The sequence below is a fragment of the Bacillus sp. JJ1122 genome (assembly GCF_036964885.1).
Taxonomy (GTDB): domain Bacteria; phylum Bacillota; class Bacilli; order Bacillales; family Cytobacillaceae; genus Mesobacillus.
The window spans coordinates 1-12,378 of the sequence record NZ_JBALQL010000026.1; the positions used below are offsets into that span (position 1 = coordinate 1).

The 12,378-nt window shown below is 41.9% G+C and carries 11 protein-coding genes; 1 reads left to right on the forward strand and 10 read right to left on the reverse strand.

Going from position 1 to position 12,378, the window contains the following annotated elements; all coding sequences use genetic code 11:
- The first annotated feature begins 176 nt into the window (after positions 1 to 176).
- A complete protein-coding gene (locus tag V7201_RS15500) occupies positions 177 to 1,403 on the forward strand; it encodes an MFS transporter (protein WP_335377656.1) in 1,227 nt (408 codons plus the stop codon).
- A gap of 286 nt (positions 1,404 to 1,689) precedes the next feature.
- On the opposite strand, the gene V7201_RS15505 is transcribed toward V7201_RS15500, so the two are convergent.
- The 10 genes from V7201_RS15505 to V7201_RS15550 all read right to left on the reverse strand — a co-directional run bounded on the left by V7201_RS15505 (position 1,690) and on the right by V7201_RS15550 (position 12,191).
- The gene (locus V7201_RS15505) at positions 1,690 to 2,484 is read right to left on the reverse strand and encodes a serine hydrolase (RefSeq protein ID WP_335377657.1); all 795 of its coding nucleotides are present in this window, start codon (positions 2,482 to 2,484) and stop codon (positions 1,690 to 1,692) included.
- Between the two features lie 12 nt (positions 2,485 to 2,496).
- Positions 2,497 to 3,507 (reverse strand): ABC transporter ATP-binding protein, encoded by a 1,011-nt coding sequence (locus V7201_RS15510; RefSeq protein ID WP_335377658.1) that lies wholly within the window; start codon positions 3,505 to 3,507, stop codon positions 2,497 to 2,499.
- A gap of 2 nt (positions 3,508 to 3,509) precedes the next feature.
- Complete coding sequence (locus V7201_RS15515) at positions 3,510 to 4,439, reverse strand: C40 family peptidase (RefSeq protein ID WP_335377659.1); 930 nt, start codon at positions 4,437 to 4,439, stop codon at positions 3,510 to 3,512.
- Positions 4,426 to 5,532 (reverse strand): mandelate racemase/muconate lactonizing enzyme family protein, encoded by a 1,107-nt coding sequence (locus V7201_RS15520; protein WP_335377660.1) that lies wholly within the window; start codon positions 5,530 to 5,532, stop codon positions 4,426 to 4,428. Before V7201_RS15520 ends, V7201_RS15515 begins: the two co-directional genes overlap by 14 nt.
- Positions 5,533 to 5,559: 27 nt before the next feature.
- Positions 5,560 to 6,480: a S66 peptidase family protein gene (locus V7201_RS15525; RefSeq protein ID WP_335377661.1), complete on the reverse strand. Its 921-nt coding sequence runs from the start codon at positions 6,478 to 6,480 to the stop codon at positions 5,560 to 5,562.
- 244 nt (positions 6,481 to 6,724) lie between these two features.
- On the reverse strand, positions 6,725 to 8,356 hold the full coding sequence (locus V7201_RS15530; protein ID WP_335377662.1) for a peptide ABC transporter substrate-binding protein: 1,632 nt from the start codon (positions 8,354 to 8,356) through the stop codon (positions 6,725 to 6,727).
- Between the two features lie 66 nt (positions 8,357 to 8,422).
- Positions 8,423 to 9,418 carry an ABC transporter ATP-binding protein gene (locus V7201_RS15535; protein WP_335377663.1) on the reverse strand — a complete coding sequence of 332 codons (996 nt, stop codon included), beginning with the start codon at positions 9,416 to 9,418 and terminating at the stop codon, positions 8,423 to 8,425.
- 5 nt (positions 9,419 to 9,423) lie between these two features.
- Positions 9,424 to 10,377, reverse strand: a complete 954-nt coding sequence (locus V7201_RS15540; protein WP_335377664.1) for an ABC transporter permease — start codon at positions 10,375 to 10,377, stop codon at positions 9,424 to 9,426.
- On the reverse strand, positions 10,377 to 11,309 hold the full coding sequence (locus V7201_RS15545; protein WP_335377665.1) for an ABC transporter permease: 933 nt from the start codon (positions 11,307 to 11,309) through the stop codon (positions 10,377 to 10,379). Before V7201_RS15545 ends, V7201_RS15540 begins: the two co-directional genes overlap by 1 nt.
- Before the next feature lie 57 nt (positions 11,310 to 11,366).
- Entirely contained in the window at positions 11,367 to 12,191 is an 825-nt protein-coding gene (locus tag V7201_RS15550; RefSeq protein WP_335377666.1) for a M55 family metallopeptidase, read from the reverse strand.
- Positions 12,192 to 12,378 lie beyond the last annotated feature (187 nt).

The following is a 12,378-nucleotide window of genomic DNA, read 5'->3' on the forward strand; positions in this document are numbered from 1 at the left end:
CTTTTCTAAAGGCTGTTTTCTTCTTGAAAGGGCTTTAAAGTCTACTCCTGAACTAAAAGCAAAAATGTTTCCGAAAAACGACCATAAAAAAATGATTCCTTTTTCAAAGAGTTTCGAATACAATCTAATTAGATTTAAATCTAATTAGTTATACATCTAATCTAATGGAGGACAAAATGTTTAAAACGTTAAAATCAGAAATTTCTTATCGGAAACTATTCTTAGCAGGTATTATTAATGGAATTGGCGATCGTTTTAGCCAAGTTGCTCTGCTTTCGCTGATCCTGCAGATGACTGGTTCTGGCCTTTCTGTCGGAATCACCATGGCCTTACGAATGATTCCTTTTCTTCTATTCAGTCCATTAAGCAGCAAGATTTCTTCAAAGTTTGAAAAAAGGAAAATACTGATTACCACAGATCTTTCAAGAGCGGTGATCGCCCTGTCATTTCTATGGATCAAAGCTCCTGAGGACATGTGGATTGTTTATGCAGCCTCGTTTCTGCTGGCCTCTGGTGAAGCTATTTATTCGCCTGTGCGTAAGTCCAGCATACCAGCCATCGTTTCTCCCAAAGCTTTAAAGGAAGTAAATGCCTGGGAACAAGTTTTAATGGGTTTCGTTTTAGTCATTGGTGCTTTAAGTGGTGGCATCGTCTCTTATTTTTTAGGAGCAAAAGCTGCATTCTGGATCAACATTGTTTCTTTTATTCTGGCAGGATGGATACTTTCGACGCTGCCTACATTGGAATCAGAATCAAAAACGGAAAGGTTCAGGAAAGATAAAAATGAAAAGTACGCTGATTTATGGCCCGTTATAGTTTCGTCCTCTTTTTTGATCATGTTAATGGTATTTGAGATGGTCATTCCGCTCATTAACGGCATTGAAAATGTCCTTTTGAGTGTTTATGCCGTGGAGACTTTCGGAAAAGCAGACTTGGGAGTGGGGTTGTTTTACAGTGCTCTTGGATTGGGTCTGATCATAAGCCCGCTGTTTTCAAAACTGATAAAAGCGCGGTTTCTGCTGTTTTCATTTATATGTTTAATGGGAGAAGGATTATTTTTAACGATGATCAGTCAAACAGAACTCTTTGGTTTGGCCGTTGTTTTATTCTGCATGACGGCCATTTTCAGCGGCATCGGTAACACACTCCTTGATACGGTCGCCATGGATACTATCCCGGCAAAATGGCATGGTCTGTACTTTGGACTTTCAGCGACTGTTTCCAACACAATCATTGGTTTTTCTATGCTGTTCACTGGCGTAGCATTAGAGTGGTTTAGTCCGAGACTTGTAGGTTTATTTGGAGGACTAATGTACATTATTGCAGGAACCACATTTTTAATATGGTCGTTAAAATTTAGCCTCAAAAGAGAAAAAATAAAATTAATCGAGAAAACCATGTAAATGAAAAAGAACGAGGATTCTGTGCTCCTCGTTCTTTTAAGTGATGAATGCAAGAAGTGGTCGGACTGTCATCTTGTCTTCTTGAAACCTCAATTTAATATAAGGAAAATTCAAAAACCAAATTCAAAAACCAAATTCAAAAACCAGAAATTTACTTATGGAATGAAAATGTCCAAAAGAATAAGTCCATTTACCTAATTGCGATTTAAAGAAAAGGTCTTTTATAAGAGTATCAATATGCTAGCAGTTGATATTAATATCATATCGTATGATAGTGACTTGCTTGTTATATTGTCGAATTGCCTCTAATAAAGTCGTTAATATGCTTCCCTATTTGTCGGATAGTTGACCTTCCAATTTCAGGCTCTTCGAGAGTGTCAATTAACACCGCGATAAAAGCCCTAGTCTGTCCAAAGGTCATTACCGCACAATCATGCTCGAGTCCAGGTAATTCACCTGTTTTATTTCCTGCTGTTATATACACTTCATTCATGTAAGCTGGCAGTTTATCTCTGAATTGCTGCTGGTTGAGAATTGAAAGAAATGTGTCTCTTGAAGCTTTTGTTAAATCAGTGCCTATAACACCTTTTTTCAAGCATTTCACAATATCTGCAGCTGTCGTGAAATTATCCATGCCTGATTTTACAGACTGGAAGTCCAGCATTTTACGCTGCAAGATCGTATTGTTCATTGATAAACTTCTAATCGTTTTATTTATCGATTCTATACCCAGGAGATTGATGATCAGGTTTGTAGCTGAATTATCTGAGACAATTACCATAAGAGTAAGCAAGTCTTTTATTGCGTAGGACTTAACACCATGTAAGACCTGCAGGACACCGGTGTTACCGATTTTGTCACTATCTTTGATGATCAAATGTTCATCGGGATTGATGATGCCTGCTTCAATTTGTCGGAGTGCTTCGTATAGAATCGGCATTTTAATCAGGCTGGCAGATTGGTAAACTTCCTGACTGTTAAATTCAATAATCTTGCCCTCAATCTCCATAAACAAACTCGCCCGGCCCTTGCACCTGGCGAGTTCACTATAAACATTCAGCTTTAGTTGCTCTATGTTCATATAAATCGTTCCTTATCTCATATTTACATGCACTTCTTTTTTCTTGCTGGCAGATAGCTTCTCATCATATAAGTGGCAAGCAACGTAATGATCCGATTCAATTTCCTGCCATACAGGTTTTACTTTTGCACATACTTCCATAGCCTGCGGGCAGCGAGTCCTGAAAACACAGCCGCCTGGAGGGTTCATTGGACTAGGGAGTTCTCCCTCAAGAATGATTCTTTCACGCTTATCTTCAATATCTGGATCAGGAATTGGAATGGCCGATAGCAATGCTTGTGTATACGGGTGGAGCGGTTTCTTGTACAGCTGATTGCTTGCTGTAAGCTCCACGATGTGTCCCAAATACATCACGCCAATCCTGTTGCTGATTTGTTTTACCATTGAAAGGTCATGTGCAATAAATAAATAGGTTAATCCCTTTTCCTTCTGCAGTCGTTTAAGAAGATTGACAACCTGGGCTTGAACAGATACATCAAGAGCCGAAATCGGTTCATCAGCAATAATGAAATCCGGATCCAGGGCAAGTGCTCTTGCAATGCCTATTCTCTGGCGCTGGCCCCCGCTGAACTCATGCGGGTATCGGTTAGCGTGGTCACGATTTAGCCCAACATCCTCAAGCAGCTGATATATGCGCTCCAGACGTTCTTTCTTATCCTTGAAAAGGCCATGAACTTCCATTGGTTCCGAGATGATTTCCTTGACAGTTGAACGTGGGTTTAAAGATGCGTATGGATCCTGGAAAATCATTTGCATCTGCCTATGAAACTGAAATCTTTCCTTTTCGGTCATTGTATGGACATCTTTTCCGTTAAAGATGACCTCTCCATCTGTCCTGTCATATAAGCCGATCATCGTTCTTCCTGCAGTAGATTTTCCGCAGCCAGATTCACCAACAAGCCCGAAGGTTTCACCCTTATAAATATCGAAGCTTACCCCATCAACTGCTTTTAGGATTTCATTTTTTCCCATATAGAAATGTTTCTTTAAATCTTTTACACTCAATAAAACTTGTTTTTCCATTTTTATTCCTCCGTATTCATCCAGTACCGTCTTGCTGCACAGAGTTCTTTTTCGTAAATCGTTCCTTCGAGTAAAATAATCTCGATGTTTTTTCCTGTATTTGGTGAATGGAGCAGTTTCCCGTCTCCATAATAAATTCCTACATGATGAATACTTCCTTTGCCTTCCTCATAAGCAAAGAAAAGTAAATCACCTGGCTGGATATCAGTTAACTCTATATTCGTACCTTCTGCTGCCTGTTCATGTGCGTCTCTCGGTATAATGTATCCATTGGCACGGCACATGTTATAACTGAAACCGGAACAGTCGTAACCATAGCTGCTCATCCCGCCCCAAAGATATGGAAGTCCGAGAAATTGTTCACCGGCAGCTACAATCGCTGCCCCATTCCGCTTCGGAAGTTTCTTTTCAGAAGGATAGAGAACGACATCTTCTGTTTTTAAATTGCCAATTCCAATTGGAGTTTTAACACGAATGCGATCTCCACTATGTTCAATGGCAGGAAGCAAGGTTTGGTAGCTTAATTCCATGATCTGTTCATCGTTCTCAGAATGCAGCATGGCCGTTTTTGAAGTCACCACTACAACGGGTCCATGTTTTATGTACCAATCAGATTGCTGGATTAATTGTGATTTGGGAATCCAGCCAGGATATCCGCGCTCGTCCTTTCCAGATGGCTGATCAGGAACGACAACATGAGCCCAGCCGGCGGATTCATCAATGATGAGAACTTCCTGACCAAAAAGTACTTGTGATTGTACTAGATTATTGTCACATAATTGAAGTCTTGGCTCATATGTCAGTTTTTCTAGCCAGGACACAAGGTCAACTGCACTTGAAATCGCGTCGTGGTCTATTTCTCTTGCAGAATCAAAAGAAGTCCACAACGTTGCGACAGGCACATTGACGAGCCATACATTATTGCTCTCCACTTGATACTCCTCCTTCTATCATCACATCTTCTATCCCTAAACCCGGACGGTCTGGAAGGGTAATTGTCCTTCCACTATACTTAATTCCACCTGCTACTACTTCACCAGCAAGCATCAGCGGAGCATCGAAATCAAACCGGGTAATGTTTTTCTTGCTTGCTGCAAAATGGGCTGCGGCAGTGATTCCTAGGCGTGTTTCAATCATGCTGCCAACCATGCATTCAATACCGGCTGTTTCTGCCATCTGGTTAATTATTTGTGCCTGGTAAATACCACCTGACTTCATCAATTTAATATTGATAAGGTCAGCGCTTCTTCGCTTTATTACTTCAAAAGCTTGTTTCGGGCTGAAGACACTTTCATCAGCCATGATCAATGTTTCAACTGAATCCGTGACCTGCTTAAGGCCATCAAGGTCATCAGCTTTTACTGGCTGTTCGACCAGTTCGATTTGAAGGCCCATGTCCTCCATTTTCCGGATTGCCCTGATTGCGTCCTTTGGCTTCCAGCCCTGGTTAGCATCGAGACGGATTTTTACATCATTGCCAATCCGGCGTCGAATTTCTTGAATTCGTGCGATATCTGTTAATATTTCACCTATACCTACTTTTACCTTCAGGACGTTGAATCCGTTGCTGACATAAGCTAGAGCATCCTCACCCATCTCCTCAGGACTGTTAACGCTAACGGTAAAATCAGTTTCTATTTCTTTTTCATAACCCCCGAGGAATTGATAAAGTGGTAACCTGCAATTCTGGGATATGCAATCATATAATGCCATATCAACTGCAGCTTTTGCGCTGGAATTGCCAATAAGGGCTGACTTTAGTCCCTGGAAAATAGCTTCATAGTTTAACAGATTCTTTTTTAACAAGAATGGTTTAATCACATCATTGATTGCAGATTCAATGCTTGCCAGGCTGTCTCCAGTGATGACCAATGTCGGAGGCGCCTCACCCCAGCCTGCAATTCCATTGTCACAGCTAATTTTAACAAAGATTGCTTCTGCGACTGTTACTGTGCGAAGCGCCGTTTTAAAAGGCTTGGTTAAAGGGACAGCTGTGCGGAATGTCTCGATTTTTTCAATGATCATATCAATATCCCCTTTTTATATAATTGCTTAATTAATCCCGCTCTCGACAATGAGAGTTTTGCTTGCGGTATCCATTTGTGCTCGAGTACCAAATGGGACAGCAATATGCGGAGAGCAGTGCCCCATATTGAAGCCTTTTAACGCTGGCCTTCCAGCAAGTTTTATATAGTGATCGAGTACTTCATCGAGAGTAAGAGACAGTTCCCTTTCAGGTACACAATTATTAAAATCGCCAACCAAAATCCCCGCTGATTCCTGAAGCTTGCCCGCCATATAAAGCTGGTTCAGCATTCGGTCCACGGCACGAGGCTCTTCATTGATATCTTCAATTACTAAAATTTTCCCCGCTGTATCTATTTCAAATTTTGTCCCCATCGTACTTGAAAGCAGCGACAAGTTCCCTCCGACTAATGCTCCTTCCGCTTTTCCTGAAACCAGTTCATCCAGTTCTGAGATAGTATCGGTATAACGTAATTCTTTAGGATGGAAAAGCTGCTTGAATTGGTCCTTAGAAATTACGCTGGAGTCTTCTTTTCCAATATCTGAAGCAATCATCGGACCATGAAAGGTTACAAGGCCTCCCTGCTGCCTAATAGCTGTATGTAAAAAGGTTATATCACTGTATCCCCAAAAGATCTTAGGATTTCTGCTGATGACTTTATAATCGATCGCTGAGGCAATGCGTGCAGTTCCATATCCGCCTCCAGCACAAATGATGCCTTTCACCTCATCATCCTGGAACATTTCATGCAAGTCTGCTAATCTTTCTTCATCACTTCCAGCAAGATACCCATATTTCAGGTAAAGCGATTTTCCAAGTTTATAATTCAATCCTAACTCTGCAAAGAATTTTAATCCGCGTTCGAGATTTTCTTTATTTGGTGGACTTGCGGGGGCGATGACGCCAACTGTATCCCCTTTTTTCAGTCGTTCCGGCTTGACTAACATGATTCATCGACTCCTTTTGTTAAAAATACTATGCTATCAATATGTATATCTTCAGAGAGTATGTATTAGTAAGACTCTTTTTATATTCCGTATCCTTTGTTTCATTCAATAAGTTGTTTCCAGATTTTAAAAACTACATCTATTTGAATGGCTGAAAACTCAATTAGTAAAAAAGAGGCGATCCAAGACGGACACCTCTTTCTTAGAAAGTACAACGTTTAAGCTAGACAATAAAAGTAAAGAATTACTTCTTATCTGCCCATTTCAATTCAAGATAGCCAACTGGATGGCGAACAACGCCGCTTACAGCTTCGTTTTGCAGGTAAACTTGGTTATAGAAATGAACTGTGAAAATCGGCGCTTCATCAAATAGAATTTTCTCTGCTTGGTACATTAGCTCAAAACGCTTTGATTCATCTGCTTCATTTTTAGCAGCCTTGATCAGCTTGTCGTATTCTGGATTTCCCCAGCCAGTACGGTTCATGGAATGACCAGTCTGGAAGTTTTCAAGGAAGTTGATTGGATCAGCATAGTCAGCAAGGAAAGAACTACGAGAAAGCTGGTGCTTAAGTGCTTTCTGTTCTTCAGCGAAAACATTCCATTCCATGTTAGCCAGCTTTACTTCTACTCCAAGGCTTTCCTTGAACATTTGCTGAAGAGCTTCTGCGATTTTCTTATGAACATCACTAGTGCTATAAGTTAAAGTAACTTCAGGAAGTTTAGTGTATCCTTCCTCTTCCATACCCTTTTTCAACAATGCTTTTGCTTCTTCAACATCAGTTTTATTGAAGTCGCCGTTCGCTTCACGGAAGTCTTTTCCAGAAGGATCCTTAAATCCAGGTGAAACGAAACCATAAGCCGCTTTTTCTTTATTCTTTGTTACGAAATCAACAATTTTTTGCTGGTCTACAGCAAGAGCAAATGCTTTACGTATATTCACGTTTTGGAAAGGTTCCTTTGTAACGTTGAAGCGGTAGAAGTAATCCCCTGCCTGGTCTTCAACCTTCACGTCTCCTTCTTTAAACAGCTTGTCAGCAAGTTCAGCCGGAACGTCCGAAACATCAAGGTCACCCGCTGTAAACATTTGGTACTCAGTGTTAGTATCGTCGACAATCGCCCACTCAACTTTATCAAGCTTTACATTTTTTGCATCCCAATACTTTTCGTTCTTTTCCATAACGAATTTCGTGTCATGGTCCCAGCTGGCAAGATTGAAAGGTCCGTTTCCAACGAATGAATCTGCTTCTGCAAACCATTCTGGATTTTCCTTTGCAACCTTCTCATTGATTGGGAAAAATGCAGGGTTAGCGATAACGCTTAGGAAATATGCCTGAGGACTTGTTAAAGTAACCTCGAAAGTCTTAGCATCAACTGCTTTAACCTTTACATTATCAGCTGATCCCTTGCCGCTGTTGAACTCTTCCCCGCCTTCAATAAAGTAGCCAAGGAATGCTGCAGAAGAACCTGTAGCAGGATCTAAAAGACGCTTCCATGCAAAGACGAAGTCATTAGCTGTTACGTCATCGCCATTTGACCATTTTGCGTTTTCGCGGATATGGAATGTGTATGTTTTGCCGTCTTCGGATACATCCCATTTTTCAGCTGTCGCTTCTTCAGGCTGGTGCTCAGCATTTAAGCGCGTAAGACCTTCCATCAAATTGTTCAGAGCGCTCCATGATGCCGAATCAAAACCAATTGGCGGATCAAATGAAGTTGGTTCCTGGCCATTATTCAGATAAAGGACCTTTTCTCCGCCCTTATCTTTGTCCCCTTTGTCTTTTCCATCTGTTTCTTTGCCTGTGCTCTCATTTGCCGTACATGCAGCAAGTGTGAATACAAGCATGGCTGCCATCAGCATTGTCAAAAACTTCTTCACTCTGTTTCCCCCTTTAAATTTATGTGAAAATTTATATCAAAGAGGCTTACGCCTGATTGAACAAGATTATCTGTTTGCCAGTAATATTTTTGCTCGTTCATCCTGAAGCCAGCAATCGACTTCATGGCTGCTTGAAAGCTGTGTCTGGAATGGATATACTTTGTCACAGACCTCCATCGCATACGGGCATCTCGCCGTAAATGGACATCCAACCGGTGGAGAGAATAAATCCGGTGGAGTCCCGCCAATTGGGATTAACTCCGCTCCTTCGACATCAAGACGAGGCACTGAGTTTAGCAATCCTTTGGTGTATGGATGCTGCGGATTATAAAATATTTCCCGCCTCGTGCCGGTCTCAACGATTTTCCCAGCATACATGACCGCGATCCTGTCTGCCACCTGGGCAACCACACCTAAGTCATGTGTGATCAGAATGATCGAGACACCTGTTTTCTTTTGAATATCGCGGAAAAGCTCAAGGATCTGTGCCTGGATTGTTACATCTAAGGCTGTCGTAGGCTCATCCGCAATCAGCACTTCAGGCTGGCAAACCAAGGCCATTGCAATGACAATTCTCTGCCTCATTCCACCGCTGAATTGATGAGGGTACTGCTTTAACCTGGCATGCGGACTAGGGATACCTACTAGGTCCAGCATGTCAATGGCTACTTTTTTAGCCTGTTCTCTAGAAAGCTTCATGTGCTGGAGGATACCCTCTGTAAGCTGGTCTCCAACAGTGAGAGTGGGATTCAGCGCAGTCATTGGGTCTTGGAAAATCATCGAAATATCGGAGCCGCGGATTTTCCTCATTTCGGAATCCTTTAATTTGGTTAAATCTTTGTCTTTATAAATGATTGAACCACCATCGAATCTACCAGGCGGCTCAGGTATTAACCGCATGATGCTTTGGGAGGTCACACTTTTTCCGCATCCGGATTCTCCTACAATCGCGAGCGTCTCCCCTTTATGTAAATCAAAAGTGACACCGCGGACCGCCTTTACTTCTCCGCCAAATGTCTTGAAAGAAACGTGAAGATCTTTTACTTCAAGTACTTTTTCCATGATGCTTACCTCCTCAGCTTTGGATCAAGTGCATCCTGCAGCCCATCACCTAAAACATTAAATGAAAACATAGTCATTGAGATGAAGAACGCCGGGAAGAACAAACGCCACCAGTCTCCTGACAAAATGACCGGCAACGCATCGCTAGCCATTGAACCCCAGCTTGCCATTGGTGCCTGGATACCAAGGCCCAAAAAGCTTAGGAATGCTTCGGCAAAAATAGCTGACGGTACTGAAAGAGTCATTTGCACGATGATCGGGCCCATTGTGTTTGGCAGCAGGTTCCGGCGGATGATCCGGCCAGTTTTTGTTCCGAATGTTTTTGATGCTAACACAAATTCATAATTCTTGATTTGCAGCACTTGCCCTCGCACAATTCGAGCCATGCCGATCCAGCCGGTAATCGTCAGAGCAAAAATTATTGTCGCTAGGCTTGGGCCCATCACGACACTGATTAGAATAACAACGAGTAAATATGGGAGGCCATAAAGTACCTCGATTACTCTCATCATGTAATGGTCGGTTCTGCCGCCTTTATAGCCAGCAATACCACCGTAGATGACACCGATTAAAAAATCGATAAGTGCGGCTGCGACCCCTACGAATAAGGAGATTCGAGCACCATACCATGTCCTGGTGAATACATCTCGTCCTAAATCATCTGTTCCGAACCAGTATTCACTTGATGGAGCCAAATTCTGATTCATCAGGTCCTGATGGTCCATTGTATGTGGAGAAATAATAGGACCGAAAATCGCCATAAAGGACAGGAAGGATAAGAAAAATAATCCAAGCATTGCAAGTTTGTTTTTCAAGAGCCGTCTCCAGGCGTCCTGCCAATACGACAGGCTCGGCCTTACTACGGCCTCGGCATCAGAGTCATTTATCTTTTTCGGAACAAACCATTCGTCGGGAACTGTCGATGATTTATGTGTTTCCTGAATTTTTCTAAGTGCCATCATCTTCCCTCCTTTTTATGCAGTTTGATCCTTGGATCAAGAATCCCATATGCAAAATCAACCAGGAACAACATCATGATCAACACCGTACTGTAAAAGATGGTTGTCCCCATGATGACTGGGTAGTCACGCTGATTGATGCTTTCAACGAAATATTTGCCCATACCAGGGATTGCGAAGATTTTTTCAATGACAAAGGTTCCTGTCAAGATGCTTGCAGCCAATGAACCGAGAATGGTTACTACGGGCAGCAAAGCATTTTTCAATGCGTGCTTGAACACGATTTTCACAGGTGACAATCCTTTAGCTTTTGCAGTTCTTATGTAATCCTGGGTAAGAACCTCCAGCATACTGGCCCTTGTCAGACGCGCAATAATGGCCATTGGACCTGTCGCAAGCGCCAGTGTCGGCAAGATCATATGCTTTGGGCTTGACCATGTTGCTACAGGGAGGATTTCCCAATTGACGGCAAGCTGCTGGATCAGGAGCGTTGCCATTACAAAGTTTGGAACGGATATGCCGAGAACGGCAATCGACATTGCTATATAATCGATGAAACCGTTGTGGCGAAGTGCAGCAATTATACCTAATAAAATACCAGAAAAGATTGCGACGATGAGAGTGACCATTCCAAGTTCAAACGATACAGGAAATCCCCTTCCGAGCATTTCATTAACTGTCTGTGAGGACTTTTTAATTGAAGGCCCAAAATCAAATGCCGCAACAGACTTTAAATATAAAAAGTATTGGATATACAGTGGCTCATCCAAATGATAATAAGATTCCAGATTCTTCTGCACAGCCTCGCTCGTGGAACGCTCTTCGTTAAAAGGCGAACCAGGGATTGAGTGCATCAGGAAAAATGTTAAGGTAATGATGACCAGCAAAGTAACGGCCATAGCCCCTAATCTTTTGACAATATATCCGAGCATTTACTCACTTCCTTATCGTGTCTTAATGCAATAATCTTGGTGAATTAACTTCGATGATCAGCAAAAAGTTGTTCTCATCGCAAGCTCTGTCATGACAAGCATAGCTTGATAGGCTTCTAGAATATCCTTAGCCTGGTAACGGACAATCGTTGTTCCTTCTTCAATTTCAGTACCTGGCATTAAATTTGCCCATTCAGCCTCTCCGTAATTGGAGAATTCGATTCTTAACACTGGATGGTCAGGTGGAGTAAGCGGTTTCACTTTATCTTTGTTTTTTAAGGCTAGTTCCGTTTTTTCAGCGAGAAGCTGCCCGGCTTTTGCAGGTGTGAGTGATTTGGCTGCTGACCTTGAAATCGACTCTTTCACTACAGCAGTGGTAACATTCGGTATAAGTGCTTCCGCTTCTCGGGCAGCGCCATCATCCCCTGCTACCATGATGACAGGCACACCATAATAACCTGCAACGTAAGCGTTGAAGCCTAGTTCTCCAATTTGGACATCATTTATATACATATGGCGTACTCCAAAAATCATAGAATGTGACATTACGCCTTTCATTGAAGCCCTCGCGTGATAGCCAACAAATACAGCTCCAGCAAAGCTATTATCCAGACCCTGCACCATTGAAAATGGTTTGACATCCCCTGTGATCAACTGAGTTTCCGGATGTAACTCTTCAATCAGGAGGTTGTTCATCTTGGAGTGGCTGTCATTGACTATTACTTCTTCACAGCCCTTTTCAAAAGCAGCAGTGATGACATGGTTAGCCTCCTTTGTCATGATTTTACGGCCACGCTCGTAGTTATGCTTCGAGGAATCTACATGGGTATAATCTACCAATCCAGTAATCCCTTCCATGTCTACAGATATGTATAGCTTCATTTTGACCCAACTTTCTTTTAATAATTATCTTAAAATTATAAATAATAAATCTACCATTAGCAACCTTTTCTCCCATAAAATTGGACTATTACAAAGAAATAGTAGATTTGACCCCTTATCGATCTGTTAAATAAAAACTATTTGTAGAATAATATTTTCTTCGAAGATCTTAATAAATGATTTATTT

Coding starts and splice junctions, on each gene's coding strand:
- V7201_RS15510 (WP_335377658.1), bottom strand. CDS start 3,507: ATGGAAAAACAAGTTTTATTGAGTGTAAAAGATTTAAAGAAACATTTC.
- V7201_RS15550 (WP_335377666.1), bottom strand. CDS start 12,191: ATGAAGCTATACATATCTGTAGACATGGAAGGGATTACTGGATTGGTA.
- V7201_RS15505 (WP_335377657.1), bottom strand. CDS start 2,484: ATGAACATAGAGCAACTAAAGCTGAATGTTTATAGTGAACTCGCCAGG.
- V7201_RS15535 (WP_335377663.1), bottom strand. CDS start 9,418: ATGGAAAAAGTACTTGAAGTAAAAGATCTTCACGTTTCTTTCAAGACA.
- V7201_RS15525 (WP_335377661.1), bottom strand. CDS start 6,480: ATGTTAGTCAAGCCGGAACGACTGAAAAAAGGGGATACAGTTGGCGTC.
- V7201_RS15520 (WP_335377660.1), bottom strand. CDS start 5,532: ATGATCATTGAAAAAATCGAGACATTCCGCACAGCTGTCCCTTTAACC.
- V7201_RS15540 (WP_335377664.1), bottom strand. CDS start 10,377: ATGGCACTTAGAAAAATTCAGGAAACACATAAATCATCGACAGTTCCC.
- V7201_RS15500 (WP_335377656.1), top strand. CDS start 177: ATGTTTAAAACGTTAAAATCAGAAATTTCTTATCGGAAACTATTCTTA.
- V7201_RS15545 (WP_335377665.1), bottom strand. CDS start 11,309: ATGCTCGGATATATTGTCAAAAGATTAGGGGCTATGGCCGTTACTTTG.